Origin of the sequence: Acinetobacter sp. NyZ410, assembly GCF_022828975.1 — a bacterium.
In the GTDB taxonomy this organism is placed as follows: Bacteria; Pseudomonadota; Gammaproteobacteria; order Pseudomonadales; family Moraxellaceae; genus Acinetobacter; species Acinetobacter guillouiae.
Genome location: NZ_CP094620.1, coordinates 4,504,663 through 4,524,751, shown reverse-complemented (window position 1 = coordinate 4,524,751; position 20,089 = coordinate 4,504,663). Strand labels below are relative to the sequence as shown.

Genomic DNA, 20,089 nt, shown 5'->3' with positions numbered 1-20,089 from the left:
ACGCTCACCCACGGAGAGAGACATGGCTGAACGCCTGAATAATGACTTTCAATTTCTGGATGTAGCACGCCAAGATCCAGAGAAAAAAGATATTAATGTCCGCAAAGCAGAGTTTGTGGAAATTTATAAACCTTTTACAGCGGAAGTTGCAGCAAACCAAACCCACCGTTGTTTAGGCTGTGGTAACCCATATTGTGAATGGAAATGTCCCGTACATAACTATATTCCAAACTGGTTAAAACTGATTGCAGAAGGACGTATTTTCCAAGCGGCTGAGCTTTGCCATCAAACTAACACTTTACCTGAAGTATGTGGTCGGGTATGTCCACAAGATCGTTTATGTGAGGGTGCTTGTACCCTGAATGATGGTTTTGGTGCTGTGACCATTGGTAATGCCGAAAAATATATCAACGATACTGCCTTTGCTTTGGGCTGGCGTCCAGATATGTCATCGGTAAAATGGACCAACAAAAAAGTTGCCATTATTGGTGCAGGTCCAGCAGGCTTAGGTTGTGCAGATATTTTAGTCCGTAATGGAGTAAAACCTGTTGTATTTGACAAGCGTCCTGAAATTGGTGGATTGCTTACATTTGGTATTCCAGAATTTAAAATGGAAAAAGATGTGATGAAACGCCGCCGTGAAATTTTCACCGGTATGGGCGTTGAATTCCGCTTAAATACTGAAATTGGTACAGATATCACTATCGATCAATTGCTTGCTGACTATGATGCTGTATTTATGGGTATGGGAACATATACCTATATGAAAGGCGGCTTTGCAGGTGAAGATTTTGATGGTGTCTATGATGCACTAGATTTCTTGATTGCAAATGTTAACCGTACACAAGGCTGGGAAAAAGATCCATCTGAATACATCAGCGTTCAGGGCAAAAAAGTCATCGTTTTAGGCGGTGGTGATACTGCAATGGACTGTAACCGTACTTCAATCCGTCAGGGTGCAGAGTCAGTAACTTGTGCTTACCGTCGTGATGAAGAAAATATGCCAGGTTCACGTCGTGAAGTGAAAAATGCGCGTGAAGAAGGGGTAGACTTCCAGTTCAACCGTCAGCCAATCGAAATCGTTGGTGAAAACGGTAAAGTGACGGGTGTAAAAGTTGTGACTACCCAGCTGGGTGACCCTGATAGCCGTGGTCGTCGTAGTCCTGAACCGATTCCAGGTTCTGAAGAAGTTTTACCCGCAGATGCGGTATTGCTGGCTTTTGGTTTCCGTACTAGCCCAGCAGAATGGTTTGCAGGTGCAAATATTGGGCTAGATGGTTCTGGTCGAGTCATTGCTGCTGAAAAACAACAATTCAAATTCCAAACCTCTAACCCAAAAATCTTTGCGGGCGGAGATATGGTACGTGGTTCTGATTTGGTGGTGACTGCAATCTGGGAAGGCCGTGAAGCTGCTGAAGGAATTTTGGATTATCTTGATGTTTAATTTTAGACATTAAATAACATCTATTTAAGAGCCCGCAGTCATGCGGGCTTTTTAATGCAGCAAACTCAAAAAATTAATTTGAGCCAATCGTTTGCAGATAATGATTTAACTTTAAACTATGTTGTTTTGCTCGAGTTCTGATTTCAGCGTGTGTATGTCCTAAAACAGTTGAAATATCATATAAGAACACGGGTTTTAAATATTCCATTCCAGTATAAAGTGCTGATTTTTGAATTGGAGATAAAAAGCCCTCCAATAATGAATGCTGTTGTTCCGTACTAAAATTCTGCTCAGGTTGACCAATGGTCATACTCAGCAAAAGCTTTTTATGTTTAAGCTTGTCTCCTTTGGAACCATAGGCGAATTGATAGGTAAACACCTGATCAAACCAAATTTTTAAAATGGCAGGTATACTGAACCAGTACATAGGGCATTGTAAAATGATCAGCTCATGTCTTAATAGTGCACTTTGCTCTGCTGCAATATCGATTTGATAATCTGGATATAAATCATGAATATGGCGAATTTCTAAATCAGTTTGAGTTCTTGATAATTCATCGACAATGGTTTTATTTGCGACAGATTCAGTAAAACTGGGATGCGCTAAAATCAGTAATGCCATCTTGGTTTTTCCAACTATAAAAATTATAGTGAATATAAATATTATAGTTTTTATGTACAATAACTATCCATTTTGATAGCTGGTAGAAAAATGAATATTGAGCAAAACACCTGTGAAGTGACGTTTCACGATAAGACTTATCATTGCCCGATTAGTATGGTGATGGATTTAATCGGTGGGAAATGGAAAACCGTGATTCTTTATTATCTAAAGGAGGAGTCAAAACGCTTTAATCAACTTAAGCGTGATATGCCAGATATCACAGAAATGACCTTAAGTTTGCAACTCAAGCAATTGGAAAAGAATGGTTTTATTTCCAGAACTGTATTTGGTGACAAGCCTCCAGTCAAAGTGGTGTATGAATTAACTGCATTTGGTCAAACATTTATTCCTGTATTAGACGCTTTATCTGCTTGGGCACATGGCTTTTCAGCGCAAAACTGATTCAAAGTGAAGGTGTTGAAATAAGCAGTTTTAATGCCTAAATAGGCAATTAAAAGTGCAATTTAGCAATAAAATTTGCCAATCACACTAAAGCAATAGTTTGTTTTTTTAATACAAAAAAGTTCCTAGACGAATTCTGTTTGTTTGGGTTCTATAAAACACATGCTTTTTTGTTGAATGTTTATATGACGTTGCAAGCATAAATATTTATAAATTGAGTTCTAATTTTGAATGGATCCTATGTGATTGTTTTAAAAATTAAAACATAATTCAACCTGATTGAAAAATGTCATTTAAGTCAATAAAAGCATGCTTATAAATTTCGATTTTAGGCTTTGTGTAAACGATAAAGCACTTTTTTGTGAAGATAAGAGATATATTTGTTTTTAATAAATTTAATTTTATCAATATCTTATATTTTTAATTTTTTTAGATTTTCAATTGAGCCATGTGTTTTCTTGAAAATGATATTTTAGGTCAACTGTGTGGATGATTCTGCAATATACAAATATTGAGATTGTGCCAATATAGCTTAAATTCAGACAAATGTAGGATTATCCTTATGTCAACAGTTCAAGCGACGGCAGAAAAATCATATTTAAATCGTCCTAAAGCTATTGGTATCAAAGTCCGTAAACCAAGCTTTAACCCAACAGCAATTCGCAGACATTTTTTTGCCAATTCTCCTGTGATGTCACATTTATTGACCGCGCTTTCTTCAACATTTCCGATTGGTGAGCAGTTCTTTGTACATAGTGTGCGTAATGTACGTGACAAAATCACGGATGAAAAATTGCAAGCACAAATTGCAGCATTTATTGGTCAAGAGGCCATGCACTCCAAAGCTCATACAGAATTCAATGATGCATGGTGCCGTGATGATTATAACTTAGATAGTTTTCAAGCATGGTTGGCGCGTCGAGATGCACTGATTAAAAGTGTACATCCAAAATTACAACTTGCTGTTACCGCAGCTTTTGAGCATTTTACTGCATTATTGGGTGGCTATATTCTTCGTCATCCTGAAGTTTTAAGCACTCTGGATGATGATGCGGTGAAACTTTGGGTGTGGCATGCAATCGAAGAAATTGAGCATCGTGCAGTGGCATTTGATGTATATCAAGCGATTTATAAAGATGATCGTACGCGTCGTACAGTGATGCGTAATGTGACTACGGGTTTTGCAAGTTTAACGTTTTATTCGGCTACCCGTTTGTTTATGCAAGACTGGAGAAAAAGTTTACCTAAAGTGCCGCAAAATATCTTTGGGGTATATATGATTTCTAAAATGTTGATTTCATTGATTCCTGAATATTTATCTTATTACAAATCTGACTTTCATCCTGATGAAATTGATTATTCGAAGATTGTGGCGTACTGGAAAGAAAAGCTGGCAGATGATTATGGAATGGAAAGTTTCCAAGAAGAAGTTCATCTGCCGTTATATAGTTAAGACAATGCTTTAGATCAAAGTGCCAATTTATAAGATTGGCTCTTTTAGTTTTCTAGCTGACGTTGATGGATACTTTCTAAAGTATCGACCATAGTGCGGGTCATTTGGTCAATTTCATAATTGAGTTTGCCACCAATTTGGATATGTTTAAATGTCGTCAAACGTAAGGTTTCTGGGATCAAATCCACTGAAATTTCATTGGTTTTCCGATCAACACGATTGACCGTCAAGCTGCAACCTTGCAGTCCAATAAAGCCTTTTTTAAAGAAGTATCTGATATTGTCATCTGGAATAACGATATCTATGTGTAGTGTTTCACCGGTATGAACCACATCTTTAATGGTTGCCATACCTTCGATATGCCCAAAAATATTATGCCCACCGTTTTCCATGCCAGCTTTGATAGATCTTTCGATATTGACTTCATCACCAATTTTTAAAAATTGTAATGTGGTGAGAGACGTGGTCAATGCTGAAACATCAAATGAGGCTGTATTTGCAACAGCATCAAAACTTGTTGCGGTTAAGCATGTCCCATCGATTGCGACACTGGCGCCAATAAAAACATCATTTAAAAAGCCATTTTCATTGGAAATATAAAGGGTTGTAAAATTATCACCTTGTTGGATGTTTACAACTTTTTCTAAGCCTTGAACGATACCTGTATACATCGCTGATCTCTTTTATTTAGCTGATTTTTATTGTACAGATTTCATTGAAGAGGACTAGGGCTGAATTTTAGATTTATGTTGTATAGAAGAGCCTAACATCATACTTAGATGATTTTTTAAAAGAGAATGAATATAGTAGTAAGGATTGCACAGACTTATTTTATAGGGAAAAGTCTAAATCATTGCTTATATAGTCAAACCACCTATTTTTACATAAATTATTTAATTCATATTTTTGATTTTAATAGAAATTTATATTATTCATGAACCTTTAGAAACTATTCGTTATCAATTCATTTTTTGTATTTTTGAATCATAGATGGTTGTTCTACCGTGTGGCGACATGGATGTCGCCGTTGGGCGGGGGTACAGGACGTACCCCTCGCCAAGTAGAAGATTTTTGTCATCTTTTCATCTCTGAAAAGTGAGGCATCGCCTACGCAATGGTATTTAAACTTTGAATGTAAGGTGTGGCATTGCAAGCTTTTTTATAATCAAACAATTTATTTTTCCATACAATTGATTTAATTAGAAATATTAATCAAGAGAAATTATATTCTTGTGTATGCGTTTTTTAACAGGTTGATTATAGTTTGATGATAATGTATTTCAGACGATCTAAGCTTGATTGTGGCTTAAATTGGACTAAGTCAGTATGTACCTAGACTCAGTCCAATTTAATTTAGCCAACCAATCAACCAGTCAACAATCAGCCAGAAAATAAATTAAATCTTATCTTTAAACTGTTTTATGATCTTTTGACGTTGCCATGGTAAAGGACGATTAATTGCTTCAGGTACATCACCAGAGGTTGAACGTAGACGTAAATGAATTGCTGCCTGCGCAATTAAGTTTGCCGATACTGGAGCTGTAATAAAGGCAAGCAGTGTGATCAATAACTCTGCAAAACCTAAACGACTGTTAAATGCTGCGTAAATCATTCCCGCGATTAAAAAGCTGCCTAAACCCAAGGTACTGGATTTTGTCGGTGCATGTAGACGCATAAATAAGTCTGGTAATTTGACCATACCTATGCCACCTACCAAAGTAAAAAACGCACCAACAATCAAGAAGAATGAAACGATGATTTCCATGACAATTTGCATATTATTTTCCATGTACTTTCTCCTTAATCAACCACATGACCCGTTGTAAAATAACGAGCCAGTGCAGCAGTTGAAACAAAGCCCAGCATTGCAACCAATAATGCGCCTTCAAACATTGAGGTACTTGCCCAATAAATGCCAAGAATGACAACTAAGCAGGTTGCATTTAAAAACAATGTATCCAATGCCAGTAATCGATCTACGATAGAAGGGCCCATCACCAAACGGACCAAACATAACAACATGGAGATGGTCACTGCGAGCAGGCAAATACCAAGTGCATAAGGTAAAATACTCATGAACGTGCTCCTCGTTGCAGGTCAAAGATTTCGATTAAAGGAACTTCATAGCGGGCTTTAATCGCTTGAATTTCTGCGTCTACATCATCACAACTTAGTGCATGAACCAAAATATCACCACGTTCTTGATCAATCCCAGCACTGACTGTACCTGGTGTGGTGGTAATGATCATCGCCAATAACGTATTGACATGTTCATGGTCGGTTTCCAAAGGAACTCGAAACCATTTCGGGGTGAGATTTTTGGTTGGGCCTAAGATTTGTTTAGCAACTTTGATATTACTGATGACGATGTCCCATAGCACCACAAAAAATAATTGAATGGCGCTTTTCCAATGAATATTGGGCGTATGAATGATAAAGGGTTGAATCAGTTTAGGAATGATTAATCCCAAACTGATTGCCACAACAAAATCAAAGCTTTCAGCACTATGATTCAACATCAGCCAACTCATTGCCACAATCACCGACACAAAAGGATGCGGTAAAATACGAGCGAATAATGATTTATTTTGCATTTATTGCTCCATAGGCTTGAGTTGAGCATTTTCAACATGTTGTTGCTGTTCTTGTCCCTGAATTTGGCGTTGCTTAAATTCAGAGATATGTTCACCTTTTAGGGTTTCTGGGCTAATGATATAGGGAATATAGTGTGCATTTGGATCAACCATTTCACCATTGTATTTTGTTTCAGGTACATAGTGCGGATCGAAAGGTTGTACACTGATGGTTTCACCATGCCCATCCAATTTTAAAATACGCTGTTGATAAAGTGATGCATCAGAAACTTGCAGCGCAGTTTTTTCAACATAATTTAAAATTGGAGCAGCGCAAACGACATAGACAATCAGTCCAGCCAGTAGCAGGTAAACGCTTTTGTCATTGCGTGCAGGGGCTTGCTCGGGTAAGTCCTGATAGGCTGTATAAGCGTCTTCTTTCGGGTTGTCCTCAGGTGTCGTCGCTCGCCAAAACAGGATAAATCCGACTCGTGTAAATGCCAGAATACTTAAAAAACTTACAATCAAGATAATCGCAATAATCCAGCCTTGTGCAGCCAAGTTTGCAGTTGCCTGTAAGATTAAGACTTTGCCTAAAAAACCACTAAATGGCGGTAAACCTGCCATCATCAAAGCGATAAGGAAGAATGTCATGGCAATGACTTTGTCTTGCTTCATCTTTGGTGCGACTTTGAGATGATCTTTCATTGCACCACGTTGTGAAGTAATCCAACCACAGAGCAAATAGAACGAAGCGGCTATGATGGTACTGTGAACGAGGTAGTACAACCCAGCAGCCCATGCTGGTGTGTTAAACATGGCAATGGCAACTAAAATTGTTCCGACTGAGGATAACACCATAAAACCAACAAAGCGGCGTAAGCGTTCAGCTGCGAGTGCACCGATCACACCATATAATGATGTGACTAAACCAATTGGCAATAAGTAGTTACTAAAGATCGTTTGTCCAAGCTGATCATTAAAGACGGTACCATTGACCCGTAAAATTGCATACACACCCACTTTGGTCATGATGGTGAAAATAGCAGCAACAGGTGTCGCGGCAACAGCATAGGTTTTTGGCAACCAGAAACCCACAGGTAACATGGCTGCTTTGATGCCAAATACAACAAATAGAAGCAAACCACCTGCTATAGCAAGACGATGTTGATCATGTTCCAAGGTCGGTAATAAACGACCGACATCGGCCATATTCAAACTGCCCACACTGCCATAAATCATACCTAAACCGATGAGGAATAGGGCAGAAGCCAGTAAGTTGATGGTGACGTAGTGAATACCTAATTGGAAACGGGCTTTGCCTTGACCATGTAACAGCAAGACATAAGATGCCATCAGTAATATTTCAAAGAATACAAACAGGTTAAATAAGTCACCTGTTAAGAATGCACCAGTCAGACCCATTAAAAGAAGATGGAACATGGCATGAAAATAACGCCCACGTTCATCCCATTCTTTGCTGGCAAACCACAATACAGGCGCTGCAAGTGTGTAGGTGAGAACCAGCATTAACGCCGATAAGCGATCAAGTACCAAGACAATCCCAAATGGTGCAGACCATTCAGCAAGTTGATAAACAAAGATTTTCCCGGTATTGGCTTGAATCAAGTAAGCAATCGCAGTGGCGAGTCCAAGCATAACCGAGATTAAGCTAATGCCACGGCGCCAAGGTTGTCGCCAATCATGTTTTAAAGCGCCTGAACCAGGATTGCCTAATAAAATCAGCATAAAGCCTGTAAATGCAGGAATTAAAATACTCAGGATTGGAGAATGAGCATACCAAAAATCTAAAAAGCTGGTCATTATGGCTCATCCTCACGTGGGTCAAAATTACTCGGTTCCTCTTTGGTGTCTACATGGTCTGTCCCAGACTCATAACGACTGCGTAATGCCAATTGAACGATAAAAGCAGTCGTTGCAAAGCCAATGACAATTGCGGTTAGCACTAAAGCTTGAGGCAAAGGGTCAGTGACTTTGCTGGCTTGGGTTAAAATCGCAGGTGAACTGATTTGTATTCTTCCCATCGAAAACAGGAAGATATTGACTGCATAGCCAATCATGGCTAATCCAAGAACGACTGGAAAGGTACGTGCACGAAGAATCAGATAAATTCCTGAGGCAACCAATAATCCAATCGCAGATGCAATTAAAAATTCTAAACTGATCATGCATTACTCCTTGGGTACTGGACCAGACATGCTTGAATGTCTAGAGTCGCCTAAAACAGAAATGAGTAACATGGCTGCACCAACAACCGTGACGTATACGCCAAGGTCAAATCCGGCAGCAGAGGCCAGATGGAATTTGCCAAATAGTCCTGATTCCACATAAATATGCGCACTGGTAAGAAACGGACGTGCCCAGAACCATGAAGCCAGACCTGAAAGCCCAGCAATGATCAGCCCTAAACCAATCCAAATTTCATATAAACGACCAGATTGAGCACGCAGCATTTTTTCAGCCTGATCTTGTCCAATCGCGATATATTGAATCACCAATGCCATAGAGGTAATTAAGCCTGCAATAAAGCCGCCACCTGGATAATTATGTCCTCGCATGAAAATATACAGACTTACCACAAGTGCGATTGGTAGTACCCATGAAGCCGTCATACGGAACATCAGCGGCGATGGATTGAAACGATAGCTCAGACCTTGAGTGATCGTGGTGCCATGTGCACGCATCCCATCCATCATGCACAGCGCACCAATGGCTGCAATGCCCAATACTGCAATTTCACCAAAGGTATCGAAACCACGGAAATCAACCAGAATGACATTGACGATGTTTGAGCCACCGCCTAACGGAATTGACTGCTGAACAAAGAACCATGAAATCGAATTATGATCACGTGTCATGATTAACCAAGTAATCCAACCAATACCAATACCGCCGCCAATTGCAATGACTGCATCACGCCAACGGCGGGTTTGGCTGGACTCATAAGGGGTTAACTGAGGAAGCAGTGATAAACTCATCAACAATAGAACTGTTGTGACAACATCCACAGTAATTTGTGTCAGTGCTAAGTCTGGCGCAGAGAGTGTGATGAAAATCATCGTCACGACCAAACCAATTGCACCACTAATCAGAACCGCTTTTATACGTTCATGGTGGAACCACAGCATCATCCAGCAGGCGGAGAACAATAACAGCCATAACACGATTGCAGTAAAGGGTGCATGTGTGAGTTCACGTGTTCCTGTGGTTAAATTTTGGTTGATCAATGGTGTGGCAACCACAGCAATACTTAAGGCCAAAATCCACAATAAATAATTTTGTAATGAGCCAGTTTCAGTTTTTTTCTTAATTTTGCGTGAAATCAGCAGGAGATTTTTAAGGAAATCTTCAAATAATAATTTGCCTTGGAAACGACCTAAGTGTGGATCAAGATCAATTTCACGAATTCGCCCGCCTTTGGCCAATGCGAAATAAAAAATCACACCACCAATTAAGGCAACTGCACTCATCAGTAACGGTAAATTAAAACCATGCCAGATGGCTAAATGAACCCCTTCAAAACTGGCAATTTGTGTTGATGCGCGTGTTCCGGCATTGACAATGTTTTCAACCAACAGTGCAGGAATGATTCCGACTAAAATACATAAAGTTGCCAATATGATTGCTGGAATTCGCATACCGATTGGCGGCTCATAGGCATTTTTATTGGGAACATCACGCCCCACATCACCATCAAAAAATACACCATGTACCAGACGAACTGAGTAAGCAACCGCAAATAAACCTGCCAATGTCGCAACAATCGCTGCCAACACAACATAGCCACCAGATAAGTTTGCCAATAGCTCAGTAAAGAACATTTCTTTTGAGATAAAGCCATTGGTCAAAGGTACACCCGCCATACTTGTAGCGGTAATCATGGTTAATGTTGCTGTAAATGGAAGAAGTTGCCAAAGCCCACTTAACTTTCTTAAATCCCGTGTACCAGATTCATGGTCAATGATCCCAGCGAGCATAAATAATGCCGCTTTAAAGGTTGCATGATTGATAATATGGAAAACTGCAGCAGCCACGGCTAAAGGTGAGCCTATACCCAAAAGGCACATGATCAAACCTAAATGACTGATGGTTGAATAAGCCAGTAAGCCTTTTAAATCTTCTTTAAAGATGGCAAAAAATGCTGCCATACATAAGGTCAGCAGACCAATTGTGGTGACAAGATTATGGAACAGTGCCGAGCCAACAAAGATTGGCAATAAGCGTGCAACCAGAAAAATCCCTGCTTTTACCATAGTTGCTGAATGCAGATAGGCTGAGACAGGGGTTGGTGCTGCCATGGCATTGGGTAGCCAGAAATGGAAGGGAAATTGCGCACTTTTAGTAAACGCACCCAATAAAATCAACAATAAAGCGGGAACAAATAAACCACTATTTTGAATTGTACTCGCCATCATGGTGAGTTGGTCAATTTGATAGGTTCCTGCGATTTGACCAATCAGAATAAAGCCACCCAGCATGGCTAAGCCACCCATACCAGTGATGGTCAGCGCCATCCGTGCACCACGTTGCGCGGCGTCGTAGTTACTCCAATAGCCTACTAACAAGAATGATGAAATACTGGTTAGTTCCCAAAAAACCAATAAAATAATTAAGTTATTCGACAAGGAAATACCCAACATTGCGGCCATAAACAGCATCAACAATGCATAGAGCTTACTCAGAGAATTTTTCGGGTTTAGATAATAATAGGCATAGATATAAATCAGTGTGCCGATCCCCGTGATCAGCAATGAAAAAATTAAACTTAAAGCATCTAATCGGAAACTAAAATCAATACCAATTTGAGGTAGCCATTGCCACTGCTCTAAAACGGCTTGTCCACTTAATACTGTTTTCGCTTGAGTCAGTAGCAGGATAAAACTGCTTAAACTGACCCCGATTGCCCCTAAAGCTGTTACCCCGCGAGAGAATTGCTTCAGCCACAGAACAACGATAGTGCCAAGTATTAATGGTAAAAGAATAATAATCGGAAGCACACGCGTATCCATTGTCGTGAATAGGTCGTGAAACCTATGTGAATCTTATCTTTCAAGGATTTGAGGAATGCAAGGAACAGTCCAATAACTTAAATCTTGAAAGCCGAATTAAATTAGTAATTAAAAAATGAGTTGTGTTGCGCAACTTGAGAAAGCGATTAGAAAATCAATTTGCATTGAAAAATCTAATTTAAATTGATTTTTTCATCTTATTACATGAGTAGAATAACATCAATTTATTTTGTCGTTTTTTACGCAAACATTTGTAATTATACGCTTCATGTGACTTTTTGCTGCTTGAAAATCATGCGCTAACAATCAATCTAGTATGTTTGGAATTTTATAGAACAATGAATATGAACGTGAATATATTCATGATTTGAGAATGGAGTATAAAAGACAGTGTCATACGATTGATGATCATTCACTGTCTGCTATTGACGGGTGTAGGCTGAGGTATTTCTATAATAAGAACTTATGTGACGTTTGGTCATCACCAGACTGCATTAAACGTTTTAATTCGGTCTTTTGTTCTTCACTGAGGTGTTTAAACTGCTCAAAAAGCTGTTGAACATTTACTGGTAGATTGGGTTCGGGTTCAAGCAAATCCTGTTCAGCGCTTTTGGGAACTTCTTTGAGCAAGTTTGCATAAATATCTTGGTATTCTTGCCATACTTTATTGTTCTGAATTTCATAAAGCTTTTTATTGTCCAGTTTAAAACATTGATATTCGTCGGCTTGCTCAAGCAGCTCTTCATGACTGGCTGTAGCAATGATCTGCAAACGAGGAAAGGCTTGATTTAAACGATCGAGAATTAACTGAAGGCCAAATTGGTCTAAATCAACATCAATTTGATCAATCAGTAAGATGCCTTCACCTTCTTCACAAGGATAAAGACTTAAAGGATTGAGTATGCACATACGACGCACTAAATCACCGACTAAGGCTAGCCAATTTTTAACCGTATTCGACAGTTGTGAGTAAGTTAGGCTTTGATTTTTATAAGTGACCATCAGTTGTAATTTGGGCTGATACTCTAAATAGAGATCTGTGACTTCAGGAAGGACAATACTCAAGCTTTGCTTTAAGGCTTTTAAGCTGGGTGCATGTAACTGAGCACGGGCTTGAAATAAAATACTTTGAAAATCCTCATCACTTTGATTTGAAGATTCCTTTTGCGCTAAAACACTTTGAAAAAGTTGCGCGATTTGTGCATTTTCGATATCACTGATTTCTCGAAACCATTCGAAAAATCGTGCAAAGGTGGTATATGGAATCGGTACTAACTCATAGGCATTGTGCGCTTGTAAAATAATGGGATTATTTTTATTGAGAATATTCACTTCATTTACAAATCGTTCAGCAGGGTAGTAGGCAATTAAAGGTAAGCCTTGAACAGGATCTTTTTTGAGCACTAGATTATAACGTTCTACCAATTGTTCGAGTTGTACTAAGTCAACTTTACTCAGACCAACACCAGAACTATTTAAGGTTTTATATAATTGCCAATGACAACTTTGCGGATCTTGTTCTGCTGTTGCAGTGCTTTCTGCGAGTTGACCAAACTCTATTGGAAATTTGATTTTAACATCTATTTTGGATTGCACTCGATCTAACATAATGTCTTGGTCGAGCATCACCACACCAGGTGTGCGCAAATCTTTTAGACGTGCAGGAAACCAAGTCAAAGCTTGGTAAATATTTTTAATAATTGCCGTTTTTCCACTGGCTTGTTCGCCAACAATTAAACTGATTGGTTTGTTTTTATAATTAAAGTCTATTTTTAAATCAGCAAAATGGTATGTATGGCGAAAATGAATTGCTGCTAGTTTCATAGGATACCTGAAAATTGACGGGCAGCATAAAAGCTGTTGATATTTTCACCTTGCGATTTTTTCGCTAATACAGATGAACTGCTCAAAACCCTTATGCTGTTGCTTTATTTTTAAATGGCGCTTTTACTTTCAATTGTTGCACGAGATCATAGATGTGATGAATATTTAAGCTAACCTTTGCCCGTGTACAGGCAACATATAACAGTCTTAATTCTTCATCGCTAATTTTATGTTCTAAACCGTTTATTTTAAATTGGTAATCATCTTCGATATGGACACGATTCCATTCTAGCCCTTTGGCCTTATGTGCAGTTGAAATCACATAATCAGCTTGCTCTATTGGGGTTATTTTAGCAAGTGCTTTTTTGAGCGGTTCCGTACCGTGATCGTCAACCAATTTGACTAAGGGTTTGATATCACTACCGTCATTGGTTTCACAGTATTCATGTACATCATGCCAAGAGTTAAACCAAGCCAGTTCAGGCACATCCACAACACGTTTGCCTTGTTTAAGCAAACTTGCCGCATCAACAAAACGGTTGAGTTTTGCATGATCGGCTTGTAGTCCAACTTTATCGCCTTGCACGAGACCAGAAAGAAGCAATTCCATTGCACGTGCATTGGTGCGACATAAAATCGCATCACGCATTTTAGTATGTGGTTTATTGACCACACTCGATTTCATTTCAGGATTGCCCAGTAAAGGCACAGTTTCATCCAATGCACCGAGCAAATGATTGGCTACATCTGCAATCGCATCACCAAAACGGAATGAAGTGGTTAAACGAGATTCAGGGAGTGGCATTTGTTGCATGGCATTGACCGCACCACGCCATGCATAAATTTGTTGATGTGCATCACCCACATAAATCACTTGGGTATTACGCTGACGCAATAAAATACCAAGCATTAATGGATCAGCATCTTGTGCTTCATCAAAGAGCACGTAATCTGCTGGAATAAATGGATCTGATAATGCCCAGAGTTTTAAATAAATATCATGACCTATGCCTGCTTGATGATTGGTATCAATCGACTCTAACCAACGTCTTTCTACAGCAGGGTAAAGATGTTTTTGTAAAGACTCGATATCATCTGCATGCAGCCAACTTGGTGCTTGGATATGACGTGGTGCTGGGTATTGTGAGCTGGTCGAGCAGAAATAACTTACAGCATTGGCAACTAAACTTGCCAAACGGCTGGGCATCAACACATACTTTTCATAACGCCCGCCCATTAAACGTCTAAGCGTAATCGGTTCGAGGCGATATTCTTTGGCAATAAAACTGGGACTTAAACGCGGCAGACGTAATTTATCGGTTACCCCACGCGACACACTACGAAACGCCAAAGAGTGGAAGGTTCGACAATCTACATTTTGATGAAATTTATTCTGTGCTTCTGTGGCAATTGCCTTATTAAAGGCCAAATACATCCCACGGCGCTCCGTCATCGCATCACTGATTAACTGCAAAGTCGTGGTTTTACCTGTGCCAGCATAGGCAATCACTTTAAATGATTGTCCTTTTTTCGCTTCTGCGATTGCAAAGCTTTGCTCAGATGTGGGTGTAAAAGAATAAGGCACAGTATTTATAAAATCTTATTAGCTTGAAAATTCAATATGGGACAGAGTATAGCAAAAATTGCTCAGCACTAGGGTGAAATCTAACAAGATGTTATTTAAGCGACTGTGCTAAGAATCTGCGGAGCGTATCCTGATCATTTTTATCATAATATGAGGTATTGGGGCTTTTGTCTTTAAAATGACTTAAAAGTGAAACTAGATTGTCATAACTGCTTTCTAAACTGAGCACGGGAAAATTCTAAAACATATTCGGATAAAGTTATGACAAATTCAGCCAGCCGACATACACGCCGTGAAGTGCTTACTTGGTTAGCCAGCATTCCATTTCTTCCACTTGGGGCAATGGCAACTTCAGCCACACTTGCAGGTTGTAATGATGATGATAAAAATACTGCAGTTAAACCACCGATCAATCCAGCTAAATTAAAATCTGCAACATTTATACCAATGGATGCACCGACAGTTGTTGCAGCAATGGCTACTACAACATGTACTTCAAAACTTTCGATTAATTGGGATGATGGTAGCTCAACTACTTATCAACTTGGATATAAGCCATTCTTCTTAACAGGTACTGAAGTTCCAGATGGTAAAGGTGGTAAAGTTATAGCAGGTGGTTATTATGATATTAAAAACCAACCTATTATCGATAGATCTGTAGCAGGCAAAGAGCGCCAATTTTTCTCTGACTGTCCAGATGGTAGTTCTCTAATCAGTTTTAAACAAGCAACTGGCAAAGACTTTACCGATGCCGATAAAAAAGCTTTGGGTGTAACAGGAAATCCAGTATTCCATGTGGTTCAATTTGAATACCTTACTAAAGATCAAGCAGGCGGAGATACTTACGGTAAGTTGTCATCACCAATTGCAGTCCTTACTCTAGATCAAGATCCTAAAACAGGTCATTTAACTTTAATTAAATACCACAATGTAGATACGTCTAGTGCACATGGTCTATGGATTACGTGTGGTGCGAGTTTATCACCTTGGGGAACACATCTTTCAAGTGAAGAATACGAGCCAGATGCATTTAATCAGGGATTAGGTCAATCAGCAGCGACACTTAAAGCATTCAGTAAAAATATATATGGTGATGAGACCTCTGCAAATCCATATAATTATGGGCATTTGCCTGAAATTACAGTAAAAGCTGATGGTACAGGTTCAGTGAAAAAGCATTACTGCCTAGGTCGTATTTCACATGAGTTGGTACAAGTATTTGCGGATAATCGTACAGTACTTATGGGTGATGACTATACCAATGGTGGTTTGTTTATGTTTGTTGCAGATAAGGAAAAAGATTTATCTGCGGGAACACTGTATGTTGCAAAATACACAACGCAATTAACCGATACAACATCGGGTAAAATTTCTTGGATTAAACTCGGTCACGCAACCAGTGCAGAGATTGAAAACTTGATTAAAAGTGGTATTAAATCCACTGATATTTTTGATTCAAAATTACAGATTGCAAAATATCCAACAGATGCTACGGCTGATGAAAAACAAGCGATTGATGCTTCAAAACCAACTGCTGACCAAAAATTATTGGCAGATGCAGCAAAAGCTCGTTTGAAAACGCAACAGACCAACCAAAAAGCAGAATTGGAAGCTCAAGGTTTTAAATTTACTTATTTAAGTAAAACAGGTGTTTATCTGAAATTGAAAGATAACTCTGATAAAACTAAACTTGCAGCAGCATTCCTTGAAACACATCGCTATGCTGCTTTTGTTGGTGCATCGATGGCATTGACGAAAAATGAAGGAACAACAGTAAATACCACAGATAAAAAAGCTTACTCTGCTTTAGCAAACATTGTTGACTCAATGGTTGAAGGCGGTAGTGGTTATCTTGCTGAGCACAATGTGAAGTTTCCTAAAATTACCGCTGGTGGTATTTTAGAGCATAAATTGTCTGGCGGACAAATCGACAGCACAAATGTAGCAATTAATAGTGAATGGGTTCCAAGTGAATCAAGCGTATTGCTTAAAGGAAAAGACATCAGTTTTGATAGTTTCGGGAATACTGCAGATCCATCACAAATTGCTAGTCCTGATAACTTGAAGTTCTCTGAAAAGTTACGCGTGTTATTTATTGGTGAAGACTCAGGTAATCATTTGAATAATTACTTGTGGGCTTATAATGTAGATACGAAGAAATTGGATCGTGTTTTATCTGCACCAGCAGGTGCGGAATCAACAGGTTTACATGCTGTTGATGAAGTAAATGGCTGGACATATATCATGAGCAACTTCCAGCACCCAGGTGATGAATGGTATCGCTTCTATAAAGATAATGAAGATGGTTCACGTAACGGTTTAAGTAAAGACATGCTTGCTCAACTTGATGCAGCGATTAACACCAACTATAACAACAAGTTCGCAGCGGCTGTTGGTTATATTACGGCTGACCCAATTGCACCTTCGGTTGAGAAAAAATCTTCTTAATTTCGATTTTGAATAAGAAAAGCAGCGATATTTCGCTGCTTTTTTTATAAATGCCAAATTAATGATCTCGATTGGCTTTTTCAACTAGGCCAGAAAGCCCTTGACGACGAGCAAGTTCGTTGAGTACCAATTGCACATCCAACTCAAAGTAACCAAGCATCACAATGGTATGGAACCATAGATCTGCAACTTCATAAATCAGATCATTTTTATGATCTTCACACGCTTCAGATTTAAAATCTTTAGCAGCAATGATGGTTTCAATACTTTCTTCACCAATTTTCTCTAAGATTTTATTTAAACCTTTATGGTAAAGCTTTGCCACATAAGAAGAATCTGGATCAGCTGCTTTACGTTCAGCCATCATTTTACCTAAATAACCCAAGACTTCGACCTGTTCAGCCTGCGCATTGGAACTATTCATGGCAATAGTATGTGGATTCGATGAAGGTTTTTCACCGTATATTGCATTTGGATCTTTTAATTGTGCATCGACAATTTCCCAACCCGTTGCAGTGAGCTTGCGATAGAAGCAAGACTCTCGACCTGTATGGCAGGCGATTCCACCATGCTGTTCGATTTGTAAGACGATCACATCTGCATCACAGTCTAAACGGATTTCGTAAACGGTTTGAAAATGGCCTGACTCTTCACCTTTAAACCATAATTTATTTCGTGAGCGAGAAAAATAAACGCCCTGCATTTTTTCAGCAGTCAGTTGTAATGCTTCACGGTTCATCCATGCCACCATCAAAATGCGACCAGTTTGATGATGCTGTGCAATAGCAGGAATAAGCCCTTGTTCGTTAAATTTTACTTCATCGAGCCATTGCAGATTGTTCATAGGATTTCACCAAGTTATAAAAAGAAAGAGCGCTACGTTGACATGGTAGCGGTTGTATAGTGTACGTTATTTCCAGCATTTTAGGAAAATATTGATTATGGATTGAGTCGAGATTAAAACGCTTGTTCACACTTTAAAATTACAGAATGGGTAACTTGAGTGCACATTATTTTTCTCTTACCAAGGATGATCGAGCAATATCTTTATACTTCATTTGGGTAAACATACCTGATTTTAATCCCGACACAGTGATTGCCATTTCTTTACGAAAATAAGGGATACGGTACATCCAAGAGAAGCTTAGATCTCGTAAACCGCCTGCCCACCAAAGATCAGACTGGTAAAGGGGCGTCAGTAAACGGCTTAAAAATTGATAGAATGCAGATGAGCTTTTACGATGTTGGTGATAGCACTGCCATAGCTTTGCATAATCGATCGTTTGATTGTTTCGGGCAACTTGAACTGCTTGTCCCAAAGCCCATGCATCTAAAAGCGCCATATTTGCACCTTGTCCAAGTTGTGGGCTCATGGCATGTGCAGCGTCTCCAATGATACCGATACGTCCTTGACCAAATTTAGACAGCACCACATCACGATAATGGGCAGAAAGCCATTGTTGCTTTTCTTCAGGATTGGCGATCACTTGCTCTAACCACTCTGCTGCGGGCTTCCAGCGTTTGGATAGCGCATTTAACCACTCAGCACGGGCTTGTTGATGAGGTAAAAAATTTCCAAGCTGATCGGTTGGAAGACTCCAGAAGATGCTGGAAAGTCGTTGCTTGGGCTGAGTGGGAATTGCGCCTGTAGGTAAGATTCCCATCATGATCTTGGAGCGATCATAAAATTGATGCAAAATTTGAGTATCAAGCTGCAAACATTCAGGCACAATGGTCCATTTCGCGCCCCAAGGGTAAGCTTGATCGATTTTAACCCATTCGATCGGTCTTAATTGGCTTCGTGCACCATTGGCAACAATAACGCTATCAAAGACTTCATCAAAACATTCACCATTAATCTTACCCAAAACTCGGATTTCATCTGCTGATTCTTTAAGTTTTTCAATATCGGCATTCATGTGCCAAGTGATCAGTTCAGGAAATTCATGGCATTTATTTTGCAAAACATGACATAAGCTTGCTCGATGGATACCTAAACCATAAAAATCGGGATGGGCTTGGACATAATGACTATCTACCAGTTTAAAGCCATTGGCGAGTTGTCCCTCTAAGCCTGTGACCATTGCACCAAGTTTAACCGCATCATCAAGCACACCTAAGTGCTCAAAAACTGCAAGTCCAGACGGTTGAAGCAATAAGCCAGCACCGACAGGTTCAAGCTCAGATACTTTCTCAAAAATAGTAACCTGAATATTTTGTTGTGCGAGTAAAATTGCTGCAGCAAGCCCTGCTGTTCCTGCACCGACGATGGCAAATTTTGGCGTTTTAGTTTGATTCATTATTAGAGTAAGTGCTTTGAATGATTTAAATTTAACAAAAAGCAGGGAATTAACAAGCAGTAATTTGAATTAAGCTCTTTTTTTACTAGTCCCCGCTGCGCCTTGCGCTGCAAACAAAGCAGTGCTTTGTTCTTGCTCAGGGTTGTGGCTAAAATTATCTCAGTACGTTATGAAACTCGGAAATAGTCCCGCTATTCTCTTCGTTTCCTGCTTTACGACGTATACGTCTCATGCTCAATTTTAACCTACAACGCAAACCATTTATGAAATGTCAACAGACCCTAATGGATCTTAGCCAAAAATCAACGCCTATAGGCGAGACCAGATACGGATTAAATTCAGTATAAAAATACATGATTTAAAGCT

At 39.3% G+C, this 20,089-nt stretch carries 16 protein-coding genes; 4 read left to right on the top strand and 12 right to left on the bottom strand.

Going from position 1 to position 20,089, the window contains the following annotated elements; genetic code table 11:
* The first annotated feature begins 22 nt into the window (after window positions 1–22).
* Window positions 23–1,444: an FAD-dependent oxidoreductase gene (locus MTO68_RS21395; protein ID WP_004725441.1), complete on the top strand. Its 1,422-nt coding sequence runs from the start codon at window positions 23–25 to the stop codon at window positions 1,442–1,444.
* Window positions 1,445–1,517: 73 nt separating this feature from the next.
* On the opposite strand, the gene MTO68_RS21390 is transcribed toward MTO68_RS21395, so the two are convergent.
* On the bottom strand, window positions 1,518–2,066 hold the full coding sequence (locus MTO68_RS21390) for an NAD(P)H-dependent oxidoreductase (RefSeq protein WP_244014282.1): 549 nt from the start codon (window positions 2,064–2,066) through the stop codon (window positions 1,518–1,520).
* 90 nt (window positions 2,067–2,156) lie between these two features.
* Here MTO68_RS21390 and MTO68_RS21385 point away from each other — a divergent pair, with 90 nt between their 5' ends.
* Complete coding sequence (locus MTO68_RS21385) at window positions 2,157–2,510, top strand: helix-turn-helix domain-containing protein (protein WP_244014281.1); 354 nt, start codon at window positions 2,157–2,159, stop codon at window positions 2,508–2,510.
* A 562-nt stretch (window positions 2,511–3,072) separates the two neighbouring features.
* Complete coding sequence (locus tag MTO68_RS21380; RefSeq protein ID WP_244014279.1) at window positions 3,073–3,963, top strand: metal-dependent hydrolase; 891 nt, start codon at window positions 3,073–3,075, stop codon at window positions 3,961–3,963.
* 44 nt (window positions 3,964–4,007) lie between these two features.
* On the opposite strand, the gene MTO68_RS21375 is transcribed toward MTO68_RS21380, so the two are convergent.
* The 9 genes from MTO68_RS21375 to MTO68_RS21335 form a co-directional block, all read right to left on the bottom strand.
* Complete coding sequence (locus tag MTO68_RS21375) at window positions 4,008–4,634, bottom strand: riboflavin synthase subunit alpha (protein WP_244014277.1); 627 nt, start codon at window positions 4,632–4,634, stop codon at window positions 4,008–4,010.
* A gap of 725 nt (window positions 4,635–5,359) precedes the next feature.
* Complete coding sequence (locus tag MTO68_RS21370) at window positions 5,360–5,740, bottom strand: Na+/H+ antiporter subunit G (protein WP_034615073.1); 381 nt, start codon at window positions 5,738–5,740, stop codon at window positions 5,360–5,362.
* Between the two features lie 23 nt (window positions 5,741–5,763).
* Complete coding sequence (locus MTO68_RS21365) at window positions 5,764–6,039, bottom strand: monovalent cation/H+ antiporter subunit F (RefSeq protein WP_004816687.1); 276 nt, start codon at window positions 6,037–6,039, stop codon at window positions 5,764–5,766.
* Entirely contained in the window at window positions 6,036–6,557 is a 522-nt protein-coding gene (locus MTO68_RS21360; RefSeq protein ID WP_244014275.1) for a Na+/H+ antiporter subunit E, read from the bottom strand. Before MTO68_RS21360 ends, MTO68_RS21365 begins: the two co-directional genes overlap by 4 nt.
* Window positions 6,558–8,360 carry a monovalent cation/H+ antiporter subunit D gene (locus MTO68_RS21355; protein ID WP_244014273.1) on the bottom strand — a complete coding sequence of 601 codons (1,803 nt, stop codon included), beginning with the start codon at window positions 8,358–8,360 and terminating at the stop codon, window positions 6,558–6,560. It lies immediately after the preceding gene.
* Window positions 8,360–8,725 carry a Na+/H+ antiporter subunit C gene (locus tag MTO68_RS21350; protein ID WP_004725457.1) on the bottom strand — a complete coding sequence of 122 codons (366 nt, stop codon included), beginning with the start codon at window positions 8,723–8,725 and terminating at the stop codon, window positions 8,360–8,362. Before MTO68_RS21350 ends, MTO68_RS21355 begins: the two co-directional genes overlap by 1 nt.
* A 3-nt stretch (window positions 8,726–8,728) precedes the next feature.
* Complete coding sequence (locus MTO68_RS21345) at window positions 8,729–11,566, bottom strand: monovalent cation/H+ antiporter subunit A (RefSeq protein WP_244014272.1); 2,838 nt, start codon at window positions 11,564–11,566, stop codon at window positions 8,729–8,731.
* A 450-nt stretch (window positions 11,567–12,016) separates the two neighbouring features.
* Window positions 12,017–13,390 (bottom strand): AAA family ATPase, encoded by a 1,374-nt coding sequence (locus MTO68_RS21340; RefSeq protein ID WP_244014270.1) that lies wholly within the window; start codon window positions 13,388–13,390, stop codon window positions 12,017–12,019.
* Between the two features lie 91 nt (window positions 13,391–13,481).
* Entirely contained in the window at window positions 13,482–14,975 is a 1,494-nt protein-coding gene (locus MTO68_RS21335) for a UvrD-helicase domain-containing protein (RefSeq protein ID WP_004725463.1), read from the bottom strand.
* Between the two features lie 261 nt (window positions 14,976–15,236).
* Between MTO68_RS21335 and MTO68_RS21330 the strand changes: the two genes are divergently transcribed.
* Window positions 15,237–17,423: an alkaline phosphatase PhoX gene (locus MTO68_RS21330; RefSeq protein ID WP_004816697.1), complete on the top strand. Its 2,187-nt coding sequence runs from the start codon at window positions 15,237–15,239 to the stop codon at window positions 17,421–17,423.
* Between the two features lie 58 nt (window positions 17,424–17,481).
* On the opposite strand, the gene hisIE is transcribed toward MTO68_RS21330, so the two are convergent.
* The gene (hisIE, locus tag MTO68_RS21325) at window positions 17,482–18,267 is read right to left on the bottom strand and encodes a bifunctional phosphoribosyl-AMP cyclohydrolase/phosphoribosyl-ATP diphosphatase HisIE (RefSeq protein WP_004816700.1); all 786 of its coding nucleotides are present in this window, start codon (window positions 18,265–18,267) and stop codon (window positions 17,482–17,484) included.
* A 166-nt stretch (window positions 18,268–18,433) separates the two neighbouring features.
* Window positions 18,434–19,723 (bottom strand): NAD(P)/FAD-dependent oxidoreductase, encoded by a 1,290-nt coding sequence (locus tag MTO68_RS21320; protein WP_244014268.1) that lies wholly within the window; start codon window positions 19,721–19,723, stop codon window positions 18,434–18,436.
* Window positions 19,724–20,089: the final 366 nt, after the last annotated feature.